At 72.2% G+C, this 23844-nt stretch carries 20 protein-coding genes; 13 read left to right on the top strand and 7 right to left on the bottom strand.

The genetic code is table 11. The features are described from left to right. Entirely contained in the window at positions 1–507 is a 507-nt protein-coding gene (locus AC3RJ8_RS17590; protein WP_489713840.1) for a histidine kinase, read from the bottom strand. 110 nt (positions 508–617) lie between these two features. Beyond that, positions 618–1628, bottom strand: a complete 1011-nt coding sequence (locus AC3RJ8_RS17585; RefSeq protein ID WP_489713839.1) for a LacI family DNA-binding transcriptional regulator — start codon at positions 1626–1628, stop codon at positions 618–620. A 122-nt stretch (positions 1629–1750) separates the two neighbouring features. Between AC3RJ8_RS17585 and AC3RJ8_RS17580 the strand changes: the two genes are divergently transcribed. From AC3RJ8_RS17580 to AC3RJ8_RS17550, 7 genes are all read left to right on the top strand, one after another. Next, positions 1751–3799 carry a beta-galactosidase gene (locus tag AC3RJ8_RS17580; RefSeq protein ID WP_489713838.1) on the top strand — a complete coding sequence of 683 codons (2049 nt, stop codon included), beginning with the start codon at positions 1751–1753 and terminating at the stop codon, positions 3797–3799. Further along, positions 3796–4731: a carbohydrate ABC transporter permease gene (locus AC3RJ8_RS17575; protein WP_489713837.1), complete on the top strand. Its 936-nt coding sequence runs from the start codon at positions 3796–3798 to the stop codon at positions 4729–4731. Before AC3RJ8_RS17580 ends, AC3RJ8_RS17575 begins: the two co-directional genes overlap by 4 nt. Then, positions 4728–5630: a carbohydrate ABC transporter permease gene (locus tag AC3RJ8_RS17570; RefSeq protein WP_489713836.1), complete on the top strand. Its 903-nt coding sequence runs from the start codon at positions 4728–4730 to the stop codon at positions 5628–5630. The genes AC3RJ8_RS17575 and AC3RJ8_RS17570 overlap by 4 nt, the downstream gene beginning before the upstream one ends. Positions 5631–5680: 50 nt before the next feature. Beyond that, positions 5681–7021, top strand: a complete 1341-nt coding sequence (locus AC3RJ8_RS17565) for an ABC transporter substrate-binding protein (protein WP_489713835.1) — start codon at positions 5681–5683, stop codon at positions 7019–7021. Next, complete coding sequence (locus AC3RJ8_RS17560; protein ID WP_489713834.1) at positions 7018–9162, top strand: alpha-galactosidase; 2145 nt, start codon at positions 7018–7020, stop codon at positions 9160–9162. The genes AC3RJ8_RS17565 and AC3RJ8_RS17560 overlap by 4 nt, the downstream gene beginning before the upstream one ends. Positions 9163–9279: 117 nt before the next feature. After that, a complete protein-coding gene (locus AC3RJ8_RS17555) occupies positions 9280–10080 on the top strand; it encodes an SDR family NAD(P)-dependent oxidoreductase (protein ID WP_489713833.1) in 801 nt (266 codons plus the stop codon). A 10-nt stretch (positions 10081–10090) separates the two neighbouring features. Then, a complete protein-coding gene (locus tag AC3RJ8_RS17550) occupies positions 10091–11350 on the top strand; it encodes an NAD(P)/FAD-dependent oxidoreductase (RefSeq protein WP_489713832.1) in 1260 nt (419 codons plus the stop codon). A 44-nt stretch (positions 11351–11394) separates the two neighbouring features. Here AC3RJ8_RS17550 and AC3RJ8_RS17545 read toward each other — a convergent pair whose 3' ends face one another. After that, positions 11395–12195: a 4'-phosphopantetheinyl transferase family protein gene (locus AC3RJ8_RS17545; RefSeq protein ID WP_489713831.1), complete on the bottom strand. Its 801-nt coding sequence runs from the start codon at positions 12193–12195 to the stop codon at positions 11395–11397. A gap of 32 nt (positions 12196–12227) precedes the next feature. Further along, positions 12228–12500, bottom strand: a complete 273-nt coding sequence (locus AC3RJ8_RS17540) for a DUF1905 domain-containing protein (RefSeq protein WP_489713830.1) — start codon at positions 12498–12500, stop codon at positions 12228–12230. Between the two features lie 265 nt (positions 12501–12765). Here AC3RJ8_RS17540 and AC3RJ8_RS17535 point away from each other — a divergent pair, with 265 nt between their 5' ends. From AC3RJ8_RS17535 to AC3RJ8_RS17525, 3 genes are all read left to right on the top strand, one after another. Beyond that, on the top strand, positions 12766–13203 hold the full coding sequence (locus tag AC3RJ8_RS17535; protein WP_489713829.1) for a hypothetical protein: 438 nt from the start codon (positions 12766–12768) through the stop codon (positions 13201–13203). Further along, positions 13200–14588 carry a copper resistance CopC/CopD family protein gene (locus AC3RJ8_RS17530; protein WP_489713828.1) on the top strand — a complete coding sequence of 463 codons (1389 nt, stop codon included), beginning with the start codon at positions 13200–13202 and terminating at the stop codon, positions 14586–14588. The genes AC3RJ8_RS17535 and AC3RJ8_RS17530 overlap by 4 nt, the downstream gene beginning before the upstream one ends. A 77-nt stretch (positions 14589–14665) precedes the next feature. Then, complete coding sequence (locus AC3RJ8_RS17525; protein ID WP_489713827.1) at positions 14666–15586, top strand: hypothetical protein; 921 nt, start codon at positions 14666–14668, stop codon at positions 15584–15586. A 66-nt stretch (positions 15587–15652) separates the two neighbouring features. On the opposite strand, the gene AC3RJ8_RS17520 is transcribed toward AC3RJ8_RS17525, so the two are convergent. Continuing rightward, positions 15653–17764, bottom strand: coding sequence for an ArnT family glycosyltransferase (locus AC3RJ8_RS17520; RefSeq protein WP_489713826.1), 2112 nt, complete (start codon positions 17762–17764; stop codon positions 15653–15655). Between the two features lie 185 nt (positions 17765–17949). On the opposite strand from AC3RJ8_RS17520, the gene AC3RJ8_RS17515 reads away from it, so the two are divergent. Continuing rightward, a complete protein-coding gene (locus tag AC3RJ8_RS17515; protein WP_489713825.1) occupies positions 17950–18810 on the top strand; it encodes an alpha/beta fold hydrolase in 861 nt (286 codons plus the stop codon). Between the two features lie 82 nt (positions 18811–18892). On the opposite strand, the gene AC3RJ8_RS17510 is transcribed toward AC3RJ8_RS17515, so the two are convergent. Both AC3RJ8_RS17510 and AC3RJ8_RS17505 read right to left on the bottom strand, forming a co-directional pair. Continuing rightward, positions 18893–20107 (bottom strand): cytochrome P450, encoded by a 1215-nt coding sequence (locus AC3RJ8_RS17510; RefSeq protein ID WP_489713824.1) that lies wholly within the window; start codon positions 20105–20107, stop codon positions 18893–18895. An 11-nt stretch (positions 20108–20118) separates the two neighbouring features. Next, positions 20119–21030: a PDR/VanB family oxidoreductase gene (locus tag AC3RJ8_RS17505; protein WP_489713823.1), complete on the bottom strand. Its 912-nt coding sequence runs from the start codon at positions 21028–21030 to the stop codon at positions 20119–20121. A 312-nt stretch (positions 21031–21342) separates the two neighbouring features. On the opposite strand from AC3RJ8_RS17505, the gene AC3RJ8_RS17500 reads away from it, so the two are divergent. Both AC3RJ8_RS17500 and AC3RJ8_RS17495 read left to right on the top strand, forming a co-directional pair. After that, complete coding sequence (locus AC3RJ8_RS17500; protein ID WP_489713822.1) at positions 21343–22848, top strand: MFS transporter; 1506 nt, start codon at positions 21343–21345, stop codon at positions 22846–22848. Then, positions 22845–23831 carry a GDP-mannose 4,6-dehydratase gene (locus AC3RJ8_RS17495; protein ID WP_489713821.1) on the top strand — a complete coding sequence of 329 codons (987 nt, stop codon included), beginning with the start codon at positions 22845–22847 and terminating at the stop codon, positions 23829–23831. Before AC3RJ8_RS17500 ends, AC3RJ8_RS17495 begins: the two co-directional genes overlap by 4 nt. Positions 23832–23844: the final 13 nt, after the last annotated feature.

Genomic DNA, 23844 nt, shown 5'->3' with positions numbered 1-23844 from the left:
TCAGCGGACCCAGCCGGTGGCCCGGCTGGTGCCGCGGTGCACCCTGGCCTGCGCCGCCGGACGGCCGGTGGACTGCTCGAGGGCGCCGGCGACGGTCCGTACGAGCCAGGTGTTGACGGAGATGCCCTCGCGGGCCGCGGCGGACTCGACCTGGGATTTGAGGTGGTCGGGGAGCCGCAGGGTGGTGCGGGTGGTGGCGCCGCTGTCGGCGTCGGGGAGGGGTGCGACCGGTGCAGCCTCCGGTGCGCTGGCGGTGGTGGGCCCGGCCGGGACGTCGATGACGAACTCGGGCGAGCCGCCCCGGAGCCGGACGTCCACCGAGCCGGGGGCGATCTCGGCGGAGATCTCGCCGGCGGCGTCGGAGAGCGCCTCGAGCAGCACGAGGCGAGCGGCGGAGTCGAGCGGCGCGGTGAGGCGGGAGGCGATCTCGCGCGCCTCGTCGCTGCCTGCGGAGGCGGCGGTGCGGAGCTGCTGCTGCAGCTGGTCGATGTAGCGGGTCAGGTCCATGGCCCCACTCTGACACCATTATGGTGTCAGAGCAAGAGGTGTGGTGCCATAAGTTTGTCAGAGTGGTGTCAGGGTGGCGCAGCGGACCGGATCGGCCCCGGCGCGGGCTTTCAGGCCGAGTCGCGCCAGACGACGGCGGTCGGCAGCGTGACGCTCGACGGTGTGCGGCCGGCGAGCTGCTCCAGCACCAAGGTGGCGGCGGCGCGACCCATCTCCGCCGCGGGCTGGTGCACCGTCGACAGCGGCGGGTTGCAGCGCATCGCCCAGGCGCTGTCGTCGAACCCCACGACTCCGACGTCGCCGGGCACCGTGCGACCGGCGGTGCGCAGCGCCTCGATCGCTCCGGCCGCGACGGCGTCGGAGGCCGCGAATACGCCGTCGAGCGCCGGCTCCCGCCGGAGCAGCTCGGTCATGGTGTCCACGCCGGCGCGGTAGGAGTAGAGCGGGTCGGCCACGACGAGGCGTTCATCGAACCGGTCGCCGAGCGCCTCGGTGAAGCCGGCGAGCCGGTCGGCGCCCGAGTCGCGGTCGAGCGCGCTGGCGAGCATGCCGATGCGCCGTCGGCCGGTCTCGACGAGCCGGGTCGTCAGAGCGTGCGCGGCTCTGCGGTTGTCGATACCCACGTACGGGATCGAGGGCCGCCCCTCGGGGTGGCCGACGAACGCGGCCGGCAGGCCGATCTGCTCGACGGCGTCGGCGACCTGGTCGTGCGACCGGGCCGAGACGAGGACGGCGCCGTCGACGAACCCGCCGCGCAGGTAGCCGGAGACGCGGGCGGCGTCGTCGTCGGAGTCGACGACGAGCACCACGAGCTGGTGGTCGGCCTCGGCGACGACCGCGTTGGTGCCGAGCAGGATCCCGCCGATGTTGGGGTCCTCGAGGAAGAGCTGGTGCGGCTCGTGGACGACGAACCCGATGGCCCAGGTCTTGCGCATCACGAGGTTGCGGGCGGCGTTGTTGCGCACGTACCCGACCTCGGCGATGGCGGCCTCGATGCGGGCGCGGGCCTCGGCGGAGACGTAGCCCGTCCCGTTGAGCGCGCGGGAGACGGTGCCGCGGGACACGCCGGCGTGGGCCGCGACGTCGTGCACCGTCGCTCGGACGCGCCCTGGTGAGCTCATGGGCACAGCGTATCCATCCGGACACAATTGTGTGCACGTGTACACACCAAGCCCGAGGTGCGGTACTGTCACCATGTGTGCACGTGCACACACATCTTCGAGGATGAGGAACAGGCGTCGACGTGGACCCCAGGACGAGCCGAGGGCGGCTCCCGCTCCCGCAGCGCGGCATCGCGTTCGGCGGTGACTACAACCCCGAGCAGTGGCCTCGCGAGACGTGGGCCGAGGACGCGCGTCTCATGCGCGAGGCCGGGGTCGACCTCGTGGCTGTCAACGTCTTCGGCTGGGCCGAGATCGAGCGCGAGACCGGCGTCTACCGCTTCGACGACCTCGACCACGTCATGGACCTGCTGCACGAGCACGGCATCGCGGTGAACCTCGGCACCGGCACGTCCACCCCGCCGCCCTGGCTCACCACGGCCCACCCCGAGGTGCTGCCCGTCACCCGCGACGGCGGCACCGTCAGCCCCGGCGGGCGGCAGGCCTGGTGCCCCAGCTCGCCCGTGCTGCGGGACCACGCCGAACGCCTCGTCCGGACGGTCGCCGAGCGGTACGGCGACCACCCGGCCCTCGCGCTCTGGCACGTGTCCAACGAGCTCGGCTGCCACAACGCGCTGTGCTACTGCGACGAGTCGGCGCGGGCCTTCCGGCGCTGGCTGGAACGCCGGTACGGCACCGTCGACGCGCTCAACGCGGCCTGGGGGACGAGCTTCTGGAGCCAGCGCTACGGCTCGTTCGACCAGGTGCTGCCGCCGCGGGCCACGGCGTCCCCCGAGAACCCCGGTCAGGTCCTGGACTTCCACCGCTTCAGCTCCGACGCCCTGCTCGACTGGTACCACGCCGAGGCCGCGATCCTGCGCGAGGCCACCACCGTGCCGGTCACCACCAACTTCATGGTGACGGCACACATCGACACCCAGGACTACCGGTCCTGGGCCCCGCACATGGACGTCGTCGCGAACGACCACTACCTGGACCACCGGCTGGCCGACCCGTGGGCCGAGCTCGCGTTCGCGGCCGACGCCACGCGCGGGCTGGCCGACGGCGCCCCGTGGATGCTCATGGAGGCCTCGCACGGGGCCGTGAACTGGCAGCCGCGCAACCTCGCCAAGCGGCCGGGCGAGCTCGAGCGCATGGTCCTCACCCACGTTGCGCGCGGCGCCGACGCCGTCTGCTTCTTCCAGTGGCGGGCCTCGCGGGCCGGCGCCGAGCGGTTCCACTCCGCGCTGCTGCCGCACGCGGGCACGGACTCCACGCAGTGGCGGGCCACGGTGCGCCTCGGTGCCCTGCTGGACTCGCTCGACGAGGTAGTCGGCACCACCGTGACCAGCGACGTCGCCCTGCTGTTCGACTGGCAGGCGTGGTGGGCCCTCGACGTGCCCGGTCAGCCCACCGGGGACGTGCGCTACCTCGACGAGGTGCACGCGATGCACGCCGCGCTGCGACGGGCCGGTGCGGGCGTCGACGTCGTGGGGCCGGCGGCCGACCTGTCCGGCTACCGCCTCGTCGTCGTCCCGACGCTCTACCTCGTCACCGACGAGGCCGCCCGGGCGCTCGAGCGCTACGTCGCGGCCGGGGGGCACGTGCTCGTCACCTACTTCTCCGGGATCGTCGACGCCGACGACCAGGTCCGCACGGGCGGCTACCCGGGAGCGTTCCGCGACGTGCTCGGCGTCCGCTCGGACGAGTTCTTCCCGCTCGACGCCGGTCAGCTCGTCACCCTCGACGACGGCCGCACCGCCGACGTCTGGACCGAGCGGGTCGAGGCCCGCGGGGCGTCCGTCGTCGCCCGGTTCGTCGACGGACCCGTCGCCGACGGCCCGGCCGTCACCCGGCACGAGCACGGCGCGGGTGTGGCGTGGTACGTCGCGACCCGCCTGGACGCGTCCGGGCGAGCGGCCCTGGTGGCCCGGGCGCTCGCCGACGCCCGGGTCGAGCCCGTCCTGCCGGGGACCCCGGCCACGGTGGACGCCGTCCGGCGGCACGGCGACGGGGCGTCCTACCTGTTCCTGATCAACCACGGCAGCACCGCGTTCACCGCCCCCGTCCCCGGCGCGGACCTGGTCACCGGCCGGGAGGCCGCGATGCACGAGGTGCCCGCGGGCGGCGTGGCCGTGGTCCGCGAGACGACGACGGGTCGACGCCGATCCGGTGAGGAGGCGACAGCATGAGCACGCAGACCACGGCCACGGGGCGCGACCCCGGGGCCACGGGACAGCCGCCGGGCAGGTCCCGTCGCCGCACCCGGCACGCCGGGGCCCTGACGGTGCTCGTCGTCCCGTTCTTCGTCCTGTTCACCCTGTTCTACCTGGTGCCCATCGGCTACGCGGTGTTCCGGTCGTTCCGCACGGTGGAGCGGGAGGGGACGTTCGGGCCGGCGACCGGGGTGTTCGGCGGGCTGACCCAGTACGAGCAGGTCTTCGCGTCCGAGGCGTTCTGGGCCTCGCTGGGCCGCGTGCTGCTGTTCGGCGTCGTCCAGGTGCCCGTCATGCTCGGGCTCGCCCTGGTCCTCGCGCTGCTCATCGACTCGCCGCTCGTGCGGGGCAAGCGGTTCTACCGGCTGGCGTTCTTCGCCCCGTACGCCGTGCCCGGCGTGATCGCGGCGATCATGTGGGGGTTCCTGTACTCGCCGAGCCTGTCGCCCTTCACCGCGGTGACGAGCAGCGTCCCGCTGCTCGGCGGCGGTCTGGTGCTGTGGGCGATCGCGAACGTCGTCACCTGGGTCTACGCGGGCTACAACATGCTGATCATCTATTCCGCGCTGCAGGCGATCCCGGGCGAGATCTACGAGGCGGCGCGCATCGACGGGGCCGGCCAGCTGCGCATCGCCTGGTCGGTGAAGATCCCGCTCGTCGTGCCCGCCCTGGTGCTGACCGGCGTGTTCTCCATCATCGGCACGCTGCAGCTGCTCACCGAGCCGCAGGTGTTCCGCTCCTTCACCACCTCGGTCAGCTCGACGTTCACCCCGAACCTCGTGGTGTACACGACCTCGACGGTGCCGAACTTCAACCTCGCCGCCGCCTTCTCGGTGGTGCTGGCGCTGCTCACGTTCGTGCTGTCGTTCGTGTTCCTGCGCCTGACGCAGAGGAAGGCCTTCCAGTGAGCATCCTGACCCGCACCGAGGGCTACGGCCCGACGACGGCACCCGACGCCCGCGGGGTGCGCGAGCGCCCGATGTCCCGCCTCGTGGCGTTCGTCATCATGGGCGCCTTCACCCTGTACTTCCTGGTGCCGATCTGGTGGCTGGCGGTGGCGTCCACCAAGTCGCGCGGCCAGTTCGCCTCCACCGCCGGACTGTGGTTCGCGGACTTCCACCTGTGGGACAACCTGACGTACCTGTTCACCTACGACGGCGGGGTGTACCTGCGCTGGCTCGGTAACGCCGTGATCTACGCGGGGGTGGGTGCGCTGCTGGGCACGCTGCTCGCCTCGATGTGCGGGTACGCGCTCGGCAAGTACGTGTTCCGCGGCCGCAACCTGCTGTTCAACGTGATCCTCGGCGGGGTGCTGGTGCCGGTCACGGCGCTCGCGCTGCCGCTGTTCCTCATCTTCAGCGCGGTGGACCTGACCAACACGTACTGGTCGGTGTTCCTGCCGAGCCTGGTGAGCCCGTTCGGCGTCTACCTCGCGCGGATCTACGCCGCGGCGAGCGTGCCCGACGAGCTGCTCGAGGCGGCCCGCCTCGACGGCTCGGGGGAGGTGCGCACGTTCCTCACCGTGTCGGTGCGGCTCATGGCGCCGGCGCTCGTGACCATCTTCCTGTTCCAGTTCGTCACCATCTGGAACAACTTCTTCCTGCCCCTGGTGATGCTCTCGAACGAGAAGCTCTACCCGGTCACCCTCGGCCTGTACGCGTGGAACTCCCAGACGAACGCCGTCCCGGAGCTGCGCACCGCCGTCATCGTCGGCGCGTTCGTGGCCATCGTCCCCCTCATCCTCGCCTTCCTCGGGCTGCAGCGCTTCTGGCGCGGCGGCCTCGCCGCCGGCGGCGTCAAGTCATGACGCCCGCCGCCCCGACCCGCACGATCCCGCCCCGTTCAAGGAGGAACACCATGAATCGCCACACCCTGGCCCGCTCCGGCGCGGCCGCCGTCGCCGGCACGCTCCTGCTCGCCGCCTGCTCCGGCGGCACCGACGACGGCGGGTCCGACGGCGCGGCCGACGCCTCGGCCTGCGAGCCGTCCGAGAGTCCGGTCGAGCTGACGTACACCGGCTGGGTCCCCGGGATGGAGGACGCCGTCGCGCTGTGGAACGAGGCCAACCCGGACATCCAGGTCACGTACAACACCGGCCCCGCGGGCAACGCGGGGACCTACCAGGACTTCTTCAACCAGCTCGAGGCCGACCAGGCACCCGACCTGGGCCAGATCGAGTACGACACCCTGCCGAACTTCCGCGTCCAGGACGGGCTGGTGAACATCGCCGACTGCGCCGGGGTGATGGACGCCGGCGAGCAGTTCGTGGACTGGACGTGGCAGCAGGTCACGTTCGGCGAGGAGGGCTCGGTCTACGCGATCCCGCAGGACACGGGCCCCATGGCGATGTTCTACCGGGCCGACCTGTTCGAGGAGGCGGGCATCGAGGTGCCCACCACCTGGGACGAGTACGCCGAGGCCGCGGCGGCCATCCGCGACGAGGGCGCGTACATCACGCACTTCCCGCGCACGGACGTCAACTGGTTCGCCGGGCTGGTCTGGCAGGCCGAGGGCCACTGGTTCGAGAACGACGGCGAGGCGTGGACGGTGGACCTCACCGGCCCGCAGTCGACCCAGGTGGCCGACTACTGGCAGGGCCTCATCGACGACGGCCTGGTGAAGGACACCGCCGGGTTCTCCGACGAGTGGAACAACGAGCTCAACACCGGGGAGCTGTGGACCTGGGTCAGCGCCGTGTGGGGCAGCAACTCCATCTCTTCGGGCGCCCCGGACACCGCGGGCGACTGGGCCGTCGCACCGATGCCGCAGTGGGAGCCGGGCGCGAACGCCGCCGGCAACTGGGGCGGGTCGAGCGTCGCGGTGCTCCAGGGCAGCGACCACCCGTACGAGGCGGCGCAGTTCGCACTGTGGCTGAACACGTCGGAAGAGTCGCTCACCGCGCTCAACCAGGGTGGCGGCCTCTACCCGGCGACCACCGCGGGCCTGGAGCTCCCGGCGCTCAAGGAAGGTCTGGAGTTCTACGGCGACCAGGCCATCTTCGACGTCTTCGCCGACGCCGCGGCCGCCACGGACCCGAGCTTCACCTGGGGCCCCACGATGGCGCAGACCTACAACGACGTGGCCGACGGGTTCGGCGCCGCGCTGAGTGGTTCGGGCTCCCTGCTCGACGCGCTGCAGGCCGGCGAGGACGCCACGATCAGCACCCTGGAGTCCCAGTCCATCCCGGTGGCTGAGTGACGTCGTCGGGCGACGTCCACCACCTCCGTGCCGCGGGCTCGAGCCTCGTGCTCGACGCCCGTGGCACGGGCGTGCCCGTGGTCGTGCACTGGGGCGCCGATCTCGGCGGGCTCGACCGGCACGCGCTGGTGGCGCTCGCGGACAGCCAGGTTCCCGCGGTCACGGCGAGCTCTCCCGACGTGCCGGTGCGCGCCACGCTGCTGCCGCTCGCCGCGGACGGCTGGCCCGGCCTGCCGGGCCTCGCCGGCTGGCGGCCCACCGCACCGCACGACGTCGCGGCCCGGCGCCCGGCGCCCCGGCAGATCCGCACGACGTCGGACGACGGCACGGTGGACGTGCTGCTGGCCGACCCGGCCGCCGGCCTGGAGATCACCGTCCGGCTGACCCTGCATCCCCAGGGTGTGCTCGAGAGCACGACGACGGTGATCAACCGCGGCGCGACGCCGTACGCCCTGGACCGGGTCGTGTCCACGCTGCCGCTGCCCGCCCGCGCGACGGAGGTCCTCGACCTGTCCGGACGCTGGGCGGGGGAGCGACGCCCGCAACGGGCCCCGCTGCGCGACGGCCTGTGGCAGCGTGAGACGCGGCACGGCCGGCCCGGGCACGACGCGCCCTTCGCCACGGTGGCCGGGACACCGGGCTTCGGGTTCCGCTCCGGGCAGGTGTGGGCCGTCCACCACGCGTGGAGCGGCGACACCTCCGTGCGCGTCGAGCGGCTGGCCTCCGAGCACGCCGTCGTCGGTGCGGGCGAGCTGTGGGGACCGGGCGACGTCGTCCTGGGCACGGGCGAGACGTACACCTCGCCGCGCACCCTCGCCGGGTGGTCCGACGCCGGCCTCGACGGCGTGTCCGAACGGTTCCACGCCTGGGTGCGAGCCCGGCCCGGGCGCGCCGCACGCCCGCGCCCCGTCACCCTCAACACGTGGGAGGCGGTCTACTTCGAGCAGGACCTGGACCGGCTGCGGGCGCTCGCCGACGCCGCCGCGCACGTCGGAGTGGAGCGGTTCGTGCTCGACGACGGATGGTTCCGCGGACGCCGCGACGACCGGCGCGGGCTGGGGGACTGGACGGTCGACGAGGCCGTCTGGCCCGACGGCCTGCACCCGCTCGTGCAGCACGTGACCGGCCTCGGCATGGAGTTCGGCCTGTGGGTGGAGCCGGAGATGGTCAACGCGGACTCCGACGTCGCGCGCCGGCACCCCGACTGGGTGCTGCGGGCGAACCCGGGGCGCGAGCCGCTGCCCTGGCGGCACCAGCAGGTGCTGGACCTCGCGCACCCGGACGCGTACGCGCACGTGCGCGACGCCGTCGTCGCCCTGCTGGACGAGTACCCGATCACCTCGCTCAAGTGGGACCAGAACCGCGACGTGCTCGACGCGCCGTCCCGCGGCCAGGTGCTCGCCACCCGGCGGCTCATGGACGAGCTGCGCGCGCGGTTCCCCGGGCTGGAGATCGAGTCGTGCTCGTCCGGCGGGGGCAAGGTCGACCTCGACGTGCTCGACCGGGCGGACCGCGTGTGGGCGTCCGACACCAACGACGCGCTCGAACGGCAGGCCGTGCAGCGCTGGACCGGGCTGCTCGTCCCGCCCGAGCTCGTCGGCTCGCACGTCGGCGACGCCCGCTCGCACACCACCGGCCGCACCCACGACCTGTCGCTGCGGCTGGTCACCGCCCTGTTCGGGCACAGCGGCACCGAGGCGGACCTGACGCGTACCGCCCCTGAGGACATCGTGGCCGTCGCCCGCTGGGTCCGGCTGGTCACGGAGCTCCGGCCGCTCGTCGCGACGGGCACCACGGTGCGCGCCGACACCGACGACGACTGCTGGGTGCACGGGCTCGTCGGGCCCGGCGCGCACGAGGCGGTCTTCGCCGTCGTCACCCGGGCGGCGTCGTCAGCCGCCGTGCCGCCGGCGCTGCTGCTGCCCGGGCTGGACCCGGAGGCCACGTACCGCGTCGAACGCGTCGACCTCGCCGGGCCGCCGCTCGTGGTCGGCGACGCCCCGCCGCCCTGGTGGACCGAGGGAATGGTCGAGCTGCCCGGCACGGTCCTGGCCGACGTGGGCCTGCCGCTGCCGCCGCTCGCCCCCGAGCAGGGGGTGCTCCTGCGGGTGAGGCGCTACCCGGCCGGCCCCGGCTCGTAGGCCGCCATGACGGGCGGTGTCCGCCGCCGCGGTCCGCTTGCCCGTGCGAGCCCACGGACCTCCTGGGCACGATGACGGCGCGCGCCGGACCGGGCGCGCTGGACGAGGGGAGCACCTGTGGACCTGGGCATCGAAGGGCGCGTCGCCGTCGTCACCGGAGCGGACTCCGGCATCGGCCTCGCGAGCGCGCACGAGCTGCTGCGCGAGGGCGCGCGCGTCGTCCTGACCGACACGGACACGGACCGGGTCCGCGCGGCGGCCGAGTCGCTGGACGTGCCGCGGGACTCGTGGGCGGCGGTCGGCGCGGATCTCACGCGGCCCGACGACGTCGCCGCGCTGGTGCGTGCCACCGAGGAGGCGTTCGGCCCGGCGGGCATCCTGGTGCACTCGGCGGGGATCCACGGGGCGCAGGGGCTGTTCCACGAGATCGACGACGACGGCTGGCTCGACACCCTGCAGGTCGACCTGCTCGCCGCGGTGCGGACGGTGCGGGCGCTGCTGCCGGGCATGCGGGCCGCCGGATGGGGCCGCGTCGTGCTGGTCTCGTCCGAGGACGGGGTGCAGCCGTACGTCGACGAGCTGCCGTACAGCGCGTCGAAGGCGGCGATCCTCAACCTCACCAAGGGGCTGTCCAAGACGTACGGCCGCGAGGGCGTGCTGGTCAACGCCGTCTCGCCCGCCTTCGTCGAGACGCCCATGACCGACGAGATGATGGACGCCCGCGCCGCCGAGCTCGGCGTCGACCGGGACGAGGCGATCCGCAGCTTCCTGGCCGAGGAACGGCCCTTCATCGAGCGGGACCACCGGGGGAGGCCCGAGGAGGTCGCCGCGGTGGTCGCGCTGCTCTGCTCCGCCCGCGCGAGCTACGTCGTCGGCTCGAACTACCGGGTCGACGGCGGCTCGGTCGCCACGATCTGAGGAGGCCACCATGGCGAAGGACCACTACGACTACCTGCTGCTCGGCGGCGGCATGGCCTCGGACGCCGCGGCGCGCGGCATCCGGGAGGTCGACCCGGCCGGCACCATCGGGATCGTCGGTCGTGAGGTCACGGAGCCGGTCACGCGGCCGGCCCTGTCCAAGAAGCTGTGGACGGACCCGGACTTCACGTTCGACCAGGTCTGGACCGGCACGGCCGAGGACACCGGGGCGGACCTGCTGCTCGGCGAGACCGTCGTCGCGCTCGACACGGACCGCCGCACGGTGAGCACGGCGTCGGGGCGGGAGATCGGCTACGGCAGGGCCCTGGTGGCGACCAGCGGCACGCCCGGGTCGGCCGACGTCGACGACTCGCACGGCACGGGCCGGGTCATCCCGTTTCGCAGCGTGCGCGACTACGAGCGGCTCCGCGGGCTCACCTCGCACGGCAGCCCGCACGTCGTGGTGGTGGGCGGCAGCTACATCGCCAGCGAGCTGGCGGCCGGGCTCACCGAGACCGACGCGCGGGTGACCCTCGTGTTCACGCAGGACACGCTCCTGGACCAGATGCTCCCCGCCGACCTCGCCGGGCGTGCGGAGCTGCTGTTCCGCACCCACGGGGTGGAGCTGGTGCGTGGTACCGGGGTGACGGGCGGCGAGGTCCAGGGACCTGACGGGCCGGTCCGCCTCGCGCTCTCGTCCGGCTACCAGGTCGAGGCCGACGTCGTCGTCCTGGGGCTGGGCATCTCGCTCGAGACCGGCTTCGCCGCCGAGGCCGGGCTGGAGACGGTCGACGACGGCGGCATCGTCGTGGACGAGCACCTGCGGTCGAGCGACCCCGCGGTGTGGGCCGCCGGGGACGTGGCGCACTACCCGGACCGGGTGCTCGGTGCGCGGCGGGTCGAGCACGTGGACCACGCGACGTCGTCGGGCCGGGCGGCCGGGCGCGACATGGCGGGCGCCGACGAGCCCTACACGCACACGCCGTTCTACTACTCGGTGCTGTTCGGTGTCCGGTACGAGGCGGTCGGCACCCTCGACGCGTCGCTGGAGATCGTCGAGGACCGCCAGGGTCCCGCCGACGACCCGCTGGCGCACGTCGTCGCCTACTTCGTGGAGCGGGAGTCCGCGGGTGCCGAGACGGCGCGGGTGCACGGCGTCCTGCTGTGGGGCGTCGAGGAGGGCAAGGACGCGACCGACGCGGCGCGCGAGGTGCTGGCCGCCGGGCTGGTCGACGTCAGCACGCTCCCCGGGCGGATCCGGCTGGGCTGACGGACGCCGAGGGCCCGGGCCGGACCTGGTCCTGTCCAGGTCGATCAGTCCTCAGGAGTGATCGTCCGGGCCGAGCCCTGGTGCCGCGCGAGGAGTGCGGCCCCGTCGGCGACCGCCACGTGCGAGAGCGGCGCGCGCGACGGGTCCGTGCTGCACAAGCCGAGAGCAGCGAGGTAGGACGCCTGCCACGGGGCGCCCTCGGTGCGCTCGAGCTGGGGCAGGCCGACGTCGTGGAGCGCCAGCCGCGACGAGACGGGCAGCGTGCCGCCGGACCGTGCCACGGCAGGCGGGCCGTCGGCGGGGGCCAGGACGAGGTCGCTCGGAGGGGCGAGCAGACCGGTACCGGCGGCTTTGAGGACGGCTTCCCGGCGGACCCAGGAGCGGGTGAGGGACGCCGGCGTCCAGCCTCCGGCCGGCCGCTCGCCGGGAGGGACGGTCCCGACGACGGCGTCGAGGTGTCGCTGGACCCTGGCGACGGACTCGACGTCCACGCCGACGGAGACGGTGCCCTGCGGGGCCGCAGTGACGATCGCGACGAGCACCCATGAGCCGGCATGCGAGATCGAGAAGGACGGGCCGCCAGCGACGAACGGTCTGCCCGGCGCCGGACCGTCGGCTGCCCCGATCCTCAGGTCGACCGACCTGCCGGAGGCACCGAGCACCTCTCCGAGGCCCGCACGGACGAGGGCCCGGGCCGTGGTGAATCGCTCGCGGTCGGAGCGCTGCCGGTAGGTGCTCGCCCTGCTCACCTCGATCGGTGACAGGAGGTCGCCGCCGCTGTTGATCGGGAGCGGCGGCGCGTACCAGACGGTGACCTCGATCTCGTCGGGCGGGCGGGAGCTCACCTCGACAGCGCGCCGGCTCGGCGAACGTCCAACTACCGCTTGGTGATCGTGACCTTGACGCTGTCGCCGATGTCCTTGCCGAGGCGCTTGCGCACCTTCGCGTTCAGCGACACCATGTGCCCGCCCGTGCCCGTGACCATCGCCCCGACGTTCTCGAGCTCGACGTCGTCGACGGTCGCGTCGACCTTGACCGTCTTGCCGGTGCCGAAGAACTCGGCAGAGCCGGGGATCTCGACACAGCTCCACGTGTCTCCCTTGACGTCGACGCCGATCGTGGTCTCGAAAGTCAGCTGCTCTGCGCTCATGAGGGACACGGTACCGGTCCTGACCTGGCCTGACATCCGCTGGCTTGCGGGCCGACCGCGGTCTCGACGTCGCCCGGACGCCCGGGGGCAACTCAGGAGACCGCCTGCCGGAGGGCCGTTGAGATGCTCAGGCTCTCACGGCGCGGCGCAAGCTCGGAGGGCAGCGATGACACACGCAACGACCGCAGGGCAGGACGCTGTCCCGCGCGGCCGACTCACCCGCGCGATCCGGCGCCACCACACGGCGTGCTTGACCGTGTTCGCCGTGATCGTCGTCGCGCACTGGGCCGAGCACCTCGTCCAGGCGTTCCAGATCTACGCCATGGACTGGCCGGTGGCCGAGGCCAGAGGGGTCGTCGGCCTGTGGTTCCCGTGGCTCATCGAGTCGGAGCTGCTGCACTACACGTACGCCATCGTGATGCTCGCGATGCTGTGGATGCTGCGTGACGGGTTCAGCGGTGCGGCGCGCCAGTGGTGGATGCTCGCGTTCTGGCTGCAGTTCTGGCACCACATCGAGCACCTCCTGCTGCTGCTCCAGGCGGCGCTCGGGTTCGCCATCGGCAGCGGACCCGTGCCGATGAGCCTGCTGCAGTTCTTCGTACCCCGGGTGGAGCTCCACCTCTTCTACAACACCATCGTGACCGCGCCGATGGTCGTCGCGATGTGCCTCCACCTGCGCGAGCGGGCGGGTGCTCGGCGATGAGGGTGTCGAGGAGGGCTCGCCGGCTGCTGTGGCTCGTCGTCTCCGTCGTCGCGCTGACGATCGGCGCCGGTACCGGCGCTGCGGCGCACACCAGCATCGACCTGCTCCACCCGGACGACGGCAGTCGGCTCGAGACGGCACCCGTGGAGCTGCTGGTCGAGTTCGGCGAGTCGTTGCCCTTGCGAGACACGCACGCCAGGCTCTCCCACGCGTCGGGCCGGACCGTCGTCGAGGGCCCGCTCACGGCCGACACCACGGACCTGGTCAGCGACGAGGGTGTCCTCGCGGTACCCCCGGAGCTCCCCGCCGGCAGCTACATCGTGACCGTGACGGCGCGTGGCACCGACGGGCACACCGTCTCGAACGCCTTCGCCTTCACGGTCGGGGACGCGCCGCTGGTCCGGGCGGAGGGCGTGACCTCACCGACCGACGCACCCGGGCTCGTCGTGCTGGCCGGGCTGGCGGGCTTCGTCACGTCGGCAGGCCTCGCCGCCCTCGGGTTCCTGTACGTCGCCTCGTGGTGCTGGCCGGGATCCACCCGTACCAGGCCGGCCCGCACGTTCCTCCGGACGGGGGTCGTACTCGTGGCCGTCGGATCGGTCGCAGACCTGGTGGCCCTCTGCTGGGCGCAGGGCGCCGGGCCGCCCGAGGTGCTCGGTTCCCAAGCCGGCCGGCTCCTGGCGCTGCGCGTCGTCGGTCTGGTGCTCGTCACGCTCGCCGCGGTCGCCTGGGCACGCGTCGACGCCGTGCCCGACGCCGTGCCCGGCGCCGTGCGCGGGAGTCGGCAGAACCTGCTAATCATGGCCGCCGTCCCGCTCCTCCTGGGCGTGGTCGGTGCCTCGCACGCCGCCGGCGACGCCTGGAGCCTCGTCACGCTGATCGGCGGGTGCGTCCACGCGGCGGCCATGGCCCTGTGGCTGGGCGGCATCGCGTGGCTGTGGTTGTCCGCCCGTGACGCGAGCACACCTCTCGCCGTCGCCGCGCGGTTCTCCAGGACGGCGTCCGCCTGCGCGGCCACGGCCGTCGGCACCGGCATCTTCCTCGCCTACCGCCTGACCGAGGGCGGGTCGTGGGACGTCCTGTCCTCGGTGTACGGGCTGGTCCTGCTGACCAAGGCCGCCCTGGTGGCGTTCCTGCTTCTTCTCGCGCGCCGGACGCATCGCGCGGTCCGGGACGCCGGCCACGCCGCGGAGGGCGGCACGGCCGACGAACCGGCCGCCGAGCACGCCCCAGCCACCGCCGGCGCACGGACCGCGACGGTGACGGAACGGGTCCAGCAGCGCTCCCGGCACAGGGTGGCCGCCGCGCTGCGCGCCGAGGCCACCGCCGGGACGGCGGTCCTCCTGGCCGCGGGGGTACTCACCGCCATCGGTCCTGGTGCGTGAGAAGAGCTCCGCGCCTCCATGCCTCGGACCGGCCGTCCGGCCGTTCGACCATCCCACCGACCTGATGAGAGTGAGCCATGGAAACCTCTGCAGCGACCGTTCCAGCGACCGCCCCCGAACCTGATCCGGCCCCTGACCCGAGACCGAGGGTCCTCCTCGGCGCTGCCGCGTCCGTCGCCGTCGGCTTCCTCGTCACCGCGTTCTGGTCGTACGAGTTCGTGGACGACGTGGTGGGCGGAGCCATCACGGGCCTCTTCCTGGGCGCGGACCACGCTGCCGACCCTGGCCTCGTCGGCGCGCTCGCGTTCGCGACCGTCGCCGGCCTGGCCGGCACCTTCACCGCCTGCAACATCGCGTGCTTCGCGTCGGTCGGTCCCCTCGCCGCCGAGGCGGGGTCCGCGGCGCCGTCCCGGACCGCGCTCGTCCGTCACGCTGCCACGCAGCTGGGGTGGCTCGCCCTCGGCATGTGCCTCGTCGCCGCCACGTACGGTGCGGTGGTCATCGCGCTCGGCGAGCGCTCGTTGATGCTCAGCGACGCGACGTTCGGCGGTCTGCCGGCCCGCCTGCTCCAGGCCTCCGTCATCAACGTCGCCCTCGGACTGGGGCTCGTCTACGTCGCCGTGCGGTACCTGAGAGGCAACCCCCTGCGCGGCCGTGCCGGGATCCTCGGGCTCGGTACCCTCCTCGGCCTCCTCGTCGTCGGCCGACCCTTCCCCATGTTCCGGGAGGTCCTCCAGGCAGCGGTCGAGTCGAACCCGTTCGCCGGCATCGGCATGCTGGTGCTCGTCGTGATCGGCAACGTGGCGATCGTCGCGGTCCTCTACCTGGGGTTCGTCGCTGCGGCCGGTCCGGCCCTCCAGCGCTACGTGGGCCGGCACCAGGGCGCGGTCCTGCGTGTCGGCGGCTATCTGCTGCTGGCGCTGGCGGCGTTCTCCGTCGCGTACTGGGGGTTGCGCGTCCCCGCCATGTTCGGCGTCGGGTGGTTCCCGGCCGTGTAGGCGAGGGCCGTGCACCAGTGCTGCCGAGACCCGCCCGCCCCGGCGGGTCTCGGCAGTGGTGGGCGGTCAGCCGCAGTCGTAGAGCGCGGAGTCGCCGTAGCTGGGGATGGGCAGGTCGTCGGTGGGCGAGAACTCCGTCCCGCCGTACTCCGCGGGAGGTACGAGCTCACAGCTCGCCTGGACCCAGTCGACCCGTTCCTGGGCCTCGACCCCGCCCATGCCCGCGATGCCCCCGACCCGGCCCGCACCGGGTGCGGCCGACAGCACGAAGCGGAGGGTCCCCGACTCCTTCCAGTCGTCGAGGGTCTCCACCGTCGGGACCGGGTCCGCCCCGAGGAACCCGCCCATCCCCGCGACGACCACGTCACTGTCGAGGATGAACTCGGAGGAGGCGAGGCCGCCGCCCTCCGTCAGCAGCGGCAGCGCCACGCCGTCGGCACGGGCACGTACGTGGGCCAGCACGGCAGCGTTCTCGGCAGACATCGTGCTGCCGGCGAATCCTCCGGCGCGCACCGGACCTGTGTGCTCGGGGTCGGTCAGGGCCGCCAGCTCGTCAGGGATCTCCGTGGGTGGCGGGCCCTCGTCGAACGGCACGGGCGGCATGGGGAGCCGGGCCAGGTCGACCGGGACGAGCACGCCGTCGCGCATCGACTCGAAGCGCTCGTTCACGGGCCCGGCCTTCGGGAAGCCTCCCGACGACGGGGACATCGCTGCCGACGCGACCGACCAGGAGACGGCGCCGACGAGGACCGTGGCGACGACGGCGACGAGGCCCTTCCCCGACCTCCTCGAGCGTGGCAGGGCGAGCGCTGCGAGGGTGACCAGCGCCAGGCCGGCGGCGACCCAGCCGACCCAGCCGTGCCAGGAGGGAAACCGGCCGGACAGCACGATCGCGGTGACCGCTGTGGTGACGACCCCGGCGGCCAGCACCGCCAGTGCGCGCCGGTCGCCGTCGCGCTGGGCGTCCCAGAGCCTGACGAGTCCTGCCCCGGCCACCGCACCGACGGCGGGCACCAGCAGGGAGACGTAGTACGGGTTGAAGATCCCCTGGGTGAAGCTGAGCACGGTGAAGCTGGTGACGAGCCACCCGCCCCACAGCACCCACCCGCCGGCGAGAGGGTACGGTGCCCACGGCTCCGCGTGCCAGGCGCGCAGATACGCTCCGGCGCCCACGTACGCGAGGACGACGGCGCACAACGGGAGCAACCACGCGATCTGCCCGCCGGTCTCCATCGAGAACAGGCGCCCCAGGCCGGCCTCGCCGCCGAAGAGCCCGACGACCGACAGCGGCACGTTGAGGCCCGAACCGCCGGCCGCCTGGCCCGAGCCGAACAACGCTCCGAAGCCGTTGTACCCGAAGACGAGCTCGAACGCGCTGTCCGAGACGGTGCCTCCCATGTACGGCTTCTCGCCCGGCCACAGGTCGCGCAGCGCCGACCACGAGAACGACACCAGCACGAGCACGGCGAAGGACCGGACCAGGTCACCGATCCGCGTACGCACGGAAGCACCTGCGACGCCGAAGACGACCGCCCCGGCGAACGCCGGCAGGACGATCCAGGCCTCCAGCATCTTGGTGTTGAATCCCAGTCCGATCAGGACGGCCGCGCCCACGAGCCAGGCGCGCCGCCGACGGTCGGTGTCCTGTCGCAGGCCGTGCGTCAACGCCCAGGCGGCGAGGACGAGGAAGAGGATCAGCAGCGTGTCGGTGTTGTTGTGGCGGTTGAGCACGACCGTCACCGGAGAGAACGCCATGACCGCTGCGGCGATCAGCGCAGCGCGCTCTCCTGCCCACAGGCGGACCGCCCGGTGCAGCACGAAGACGGTCAGGACTCCGGCGAGCACCTGGGGGAGGAACAGACCCCAGTCGTCGAACCCGAGCACCGAGGCGCTCGCGGCCTGCACCCACAGCGCCAGCGGCGGCTTGTCGACCGATACCATCCCGGCGGGGTCGGCGGCACCGAACAGGAAGTTCGTCGGGCTCTGCAGCATCGATCTGACCGCAGCGGCGTAGTACGTGTTCCCGAGGTCGGCCTCGGAGATCCTCCACGAGTACATCAGGGCCGCAGCGAGACAGATCAGCGTCAGGGCGACCCTGCTCCCGATGTCGCGCGGTGCCAGAGGGCCGACGGCCTCCGGAGGACGTACCCGGTCGGACGGGGTCAGAACGGCGGCCATCGTGGTCCCTTCGTCGTCGCTGTCGCGCTCACGTTCCCAACCACGGGGATCCCGGCCAACTCCCTGGTTGCCGGACGGCCGGGGCGCATGGCGACAGCACACGAGAAGAACGCGCGCGGTGCCCGCAGTCCTACGGTGATGCCGAGTCCCGACACACCGCTCGGGCAGCAGACACGGGAGGTCCGATGAATTCCGCAACGACCGTCGAGGAGCGGGGCCCGCTACCGCTCGACGCCGACTACGCCGCTGAGCGCGACCTCCCCGTGGAGCTCGTCACCTCCGCGGACGGCACCCGCATCGCGTACGAGAGGTCCGGTACCGGCCGACCCGTCGTCATCGTCGGTGGCGGCCTGAACGACCGCGCCATGTTCCGTCCGATGGCCGGGATCATGGCCGAGCGCTTCACCGTCTACAACTACGACCGACGCGGGCGGGGGGACAGCGATCTGGGGGACCCGGACGCGTGGACGCTCGACACGGAGGTCGAGGACCTGCGGGCGGTCATCGAGGCCGTCGGCGAGCCCTGCGACGTCTTCGGCAACTGCACGGGCGCCATGGTCGCGATCGAGGGAGCGGCAGCGGGTCTGGACATCCGGCGCATGGCGCTCTACGAGCCGCCCTACCGGTCGCCGGAGGCGACGACCGAGCAGCTCGCCGCGATCCGCCGACTCATCGACGAGGAGCGCCGCGGCGAGATCGTGGAGATGTTCGGCCGCGACATCGTCGGGTTCATCAGCCCGGAGAAGATGGAGTACTTCAAGCAGCATCCCGCGTGGGCGGCTTTCGAGTCGATGGCCTACTCGGCGTACTACGACGCCATCATCAGCCGCGACCACACCGGGATCCCGTTCGAGAAGCTCCCCGACGTCCAGGTCCCGACGGTCGTCATGCGCGGTGACGTCGGTGACGGCGGCATCCACGACGCCTGCGTCCAGATCGCCGACGGCATCCCCGACGCGCAGCTCCTCACGATGAGGGGCTGCGACCACCTCCTGGACCAGGCGGCCTGGTCCAGATACGTGATGGCTTTCCTCGAGAACGCCTGACGACCCGGCCCGACCTGCTGGGCGGCACCCGCCGCCGGTGCCGCCCGGCAGGCGGTCGCCCGCTGGGAGGCGCCGCGCACCGTCAGGTCTGCGTCGTGACCCGGACCGGGATGTGTTCCCAGGCTCTGAGGGTGTTGTTGGGCCGGGGCACGGCGTCGCCGGCCGGCTCCATCGTCTTGATCCGCCGTGCCATCGCCGTCAGCAGCGCCTCCGCCTCGAGTCGAGCGAAGCTCTGACCGAGGCACGCGTGCAGTCCGGTGCCGAAGCCGACGTGCCCCGCGGGGTCGCGGGTCACGTCGAAGGCGTCCGGGGCGTGCCACCGCCGGGGGTCGCGGTTGGCGGCACCGAGCAGCACCATGATCTTCTCGTGGGCGCCGATCGCGGTGCCGGCCAGGGACACGTCGCGAGTCGTGGTGCGGAAGAAGGACTGCACGGGAGTCGACCACCGGAGCGCCTCGTCGAGGGCCCGACGCCGTACCCCCTCGTCCTGACGGACCAGCTCCCACTGCTCAGGGTGGTTCGCCAGCGCGTAGAGGAGCGAACCGAGCGCGTGGACGGTCGTGTTCACCCCGGCGGCGAACAAGGACCGCACGACATCGGGTGCCTGCTCCGCCGTGATCTCCCCGCGGTCCGCGGCGGCCCAGATCATCTCACCGAGCCCACCCGGTTCCAGCGCCTCACGCCGGCAGCTCTCGTTCACCCACTCCGAGTGGGACCTCGCGGCGGGACCTGCCTCCCGCACCAACGCGTTGCGCGGGCCGAAGGCGTTGAAGAGGAAGTCGCTGAAGGCCATGAGCCGGTGCCGGTCGCCCTTGGCGATACCGACGGCGTTCGGGAAGGCCTCGAGCGGATAGGCCATGGCGAGCTCCGCCAGCGCGTCGAAGGTCGTGGTGCGTCCGAGCAGGCGGTCGACCAGCGTCTCTGCGTCCGCGAACCAGTCCTCGCGGAGCGTTCGCTGGGTCCGCGGGCCCAGGATGTCTGCCAGCACCCGGTGCGGTGCGTCGTGGTGCGGAGGGTCCGCCTCGAGAAGGATGCTCTTCTGGCGCCAGGGCTTGCCGGTGGCGAAGTTCGACAGACCGACACCGTGCGTCGAACCGAAGTCCTGCCAGTTGCGCAGCACACTCGTCACATGCTCGTGGCGCCCCGTCGCATAGCAGTCGTACCGGGCGAGCCGGACCACGTCGGCCGTCTCGCGCACCGCCACCTGGAACGGGGTCGGGTCGACGGTGCCGGCCTCGCCGTACGGGTCGGAGTCGATGGCCGGGACGGTCTGGGGTCGTGCCAGGGCGGATGACATCGGTACCTCGCTCACAGGTCCAGCACCACGAGCCCCTCACGGGCCCGGGACACGCAAGGGAACATCACGCCGACGTCGCCGTCGGTGAGGATGGTGTCGCGGTGATCCACCTCTCCGTGGAGCACCGGGGTCTCGCAGGCCCCGCAAGATCCCGCGCGGCACGACGACAGGATGTCGACCCCGGCGGTCTGTATCGCCTCGAGCAGCGAGGTCCTGCGCGGAACGGTGATCGTGGCTCCGGTACGCCGGAGCTCGGCTGTGAACGGCTCGTCGGTCTCGAGCGCCTTTGGACGGGCGAACGCCTCCGTCCGAAGGGTGTTGTCCGGCCACGACCGGGCGAGATCTCCGAGGACATCGCTCATGCCGGTGGGTCCGCACGCGTACACCCGCGCACCGTCCGTCAGGGGACCGACGGCCTCGGCAAGGTCCGGGCGGCCGTGGTCGCTCGTCGTGTGCACCTGCACGTGCTCCGCACGGGGCCCCGTCAGCAGGTCGTCCACGTAGGGCATCGATGCGGTGTCCCGCCCGATGTACACGAGCCGGAACGGGATGTCGAGGCCTACCGCGGCCTGGATCATCGGCAGGAACGGGGTGATCCCGATACCGCCGGCGACGAAGACGTAGCTCGTGGCAGGGACAAGGGGGAACGAGTTGCGGGGCGTGCCCACGCCCACGGCGTCACCCACCCGGAGCACGTCGTGGAGGTAGGCGGAACCGCCCGTCCCGTCGACGTCGCGCCGCACCGCGATCGTATACGTGCTGGGATCCCACCGGTCACCGCAGAGGCTGTAGGGCCGCACCATGCCGTTCGGCAGGGTCAGCGCCACGTGCGCCCCGGGCGTCCAGTCGGTGAGGCGTCCGAGGTCGGGACGGCGGAGCGTCAGCTCGACAGCGTCGACCGCGACCTGTCGTCTCTCGACCACGTCGAGCTGTCCTGCGCCGATGTGCATGGGAACGTCCGAGGTCCGATTCGGGGCTGAGGAGGAACCTCACCGAGGTTAGGTGGCCACCCGGCCGGAGACTTCTCGCGACTTGCGTCGAGTCTCGGCTCGTAGCGGCGCAAGCCAGGAGACGGCAAGACGGCGTGGGACCTCTAGCGTCACGGCATGGCCAGCACGGGGACTCCCAGGCGCGCCACGAGGAACCCTGTGGTGGGATCGTCCACGACCGTGCCCACCGAAGTCACCGGAACGAGGTCCGTCTCACCATGGTGAGCGGTCCGGAGGAAACTACAGATGGCATCCCGTCAGAAGGCCACAGTCCACCCGCCCGGCACCGACCCCCGACGCTGGAAGGCGCTCTTCGTCCTGTCCGCGCTCCAGTTCATGATCCTGCTGGACATGACCATCGTGAACGTCGCGCTCCCGGCGATCGAGGACGGCATGGCGTTCGACCAGACCGGCCTGACCTGGGTCGTGAACGGCTACGCCCTCGCGGCCGGCTCGCTGCTCATCCTCGGCGGCCGTCTCGCCGACTACTACGGGCGCCGCCGACTGCTGATCATCGGCGTCGTCGTCTTCGCCGTGTCCTCCGCGTTGTGCGGGCTCGCGACGCACCCGGCGATGATGATCGTCGGGCGGTTCGGCCAGGGTGCCGCCGAGGCCCTCGCCGCGCCGGCCTCGCTCGGGCTGATCGCACTGCTGTTCACCGACGCCAAGGAACGTTCCAAGGCCCTCGGGATCTGGGGCGGCCTCGTCGCACTCGGTGGCACCCTCGGGTACGTGTTCTCCGGCCTGCTGACGAACTTCACGTCGTGGCGCTGGATCTTCCTCATCAACTTGCCGGTGGCGCTCATCGCGCTCGTGGCGATTCCTGCACTGCTCGACGAGTCCCGGGCCACCGAGAAGCGGGGCAAGCTCGACGTCTGGGGTGCCGTGACCTCGACCACCGGCCTGATCGCGATCGTCTACGGGCTGCTGCAGGCTGCCGAGAACCCCTGGGGCTCGGGGGCCGTGGTCCTCCCGGTCGTGGCAGGGATCGCGCTGATCCTGACCATGCTCGTCATCGAGCGTCGCGTCGCGGACCCCCTTCTCCCTCGAGGGTTCTTCCACAACCGCACACGGTCGGTCGTCAACTTCACGAGTCTGTTCTTCATGGCGGCCTTCATCGGGTACACGTTCATGCTGACGCTCTTCGAGCAGGACGTCCTCGGCTACAGCCCGCTCCAGAGCGGGCTCGGATACCTGCCGCTCGGCATCGGCATCGGGATCGGCATCGGCGCGTCGTCCGTTCTCGTCCCCAAGATCGGCGTGAAGCCGGTCGTCGTCGCAGGGTTCATCGGGGCCGGTGTGGGACTCGGGCTCACGAGCTTCGTGTCCACCGAGAGCTCGTACCTTCTCGGGATCCTGCCCGGCATGCTCGTCTTCGCCGTCTTCGCCGGTGCCACCATGCCGGCCGCGACCAACGCCGCGCTGCACGGTGTCACGAAGCAGGACTCCGGTCTCGCGTCGGGGGTGCAGAGCACCGCGCAGCAGATCGGGGGTGCGCTCGGCCTGGCCGTGCTGGTCACGTTCGCCACACGCCGGTTCCTCAGCGACGTCACCGCGGGAGAACCGGTGGAGGTCGCGATGACCAATGGGTTCACCCTGGGCTTCACGATCGGTGCCGTCCTGATGCTCGTGGGCGGCGTGCTGCTGGCGATCTTCCTCGAGCGCGTCGACGGAGCCCTGCGCGACCCGATGGTCGAGGGCGTCGAGGCCGAGGTCGCGAACATGACGGGCGAGGGGGCCCCGAGGCCATGAGGATCGCGGTCACCGGGGCTGACGGGTTCATCGGCTCGCACCTCGTCGAAGGGCTCGTCCGCTCCGGGGCCGATGTCGTCGCCCTCGCGCAGTACAACTCGACGGGCGCCTGGGGCTGGCTCGAAGACGTCCCCGCCGACGTCCTCGGCAGTGTCCGCGTCGTCCTCGGCGACCTGCGGGACGCCGAGGTGATCGGACAGGCGCTCGCCTCCGCCGAGGTCGTGTATCACCTCGGGGCACTGATCGCCGTCCCCTACTCCTTCCACGCGCCTCGCTCGTACGTGGAGACGAACGTCCTCGGCACCCAGAACGTCCTGGACGCGATCCGCCGCCACGGGGGCCGCCTCGTGCACACCTCCACGAGCGAGGTGTACGGAAGCGCCGTCACGGTCCCCATCGCCGAGGACCACCCACTGCAGGCGCAGTCGCCCTACGCCGCGACCAAGATCGCCGCAGACAAGCTCGTCGAGTCCTACGTCGCGGCCTTCGACGTGCACGCCGTCACCATCCGTCCCTTCAACACGTTCGGACCACGCCAGTCGGCACGAGCGTTCATCCCCACCGTCATGTCGCAGGCCATGACGGGTCGGACCACCCTCTCCCTCGGGTCCTTGGCGCCACGCAGGGACCTGATGTTCGTCGGGGACACGGTGGCCGCGTTCCAGGCGGTCGGCGCCCTCGCCGCCGACCGCTGGAACGGCGCCACCCTGAATGCCGGGACCGGGACCTCGTGGCCCATGAGCCGGGTCGTCGAAGAGATCGCCCGGGTGGTCGGCGTCGACCTGGACGTCGTCGCGGACCCGTCGCGTGTCCGGCCCGCGGCCGCCGAGGTCCAGCACCTCGAGTGCGACAGCACCCGGCTGCGGAACGCGACCGGGTGGCAGCCCCGGGTGACGCTCCGGGAAGGGCTGGAGGCGACGCGCGACTGGATGGCCGATTCTCGCCGCCTGCTGTCGTACAAGCCGGACCTGTACCAGCTGTGAGTCGCTCTTCTCC

The sequence above is a fragment of the Isoptericola sp. MSGPD8_1_ISO-PGPR-S23-394 genome, assembly GCF_058072785.1.
Note: the sequence above shows the minus strand (reverse complement) of the source record. Positions and strands in the feature narration are given on the sequence as shown.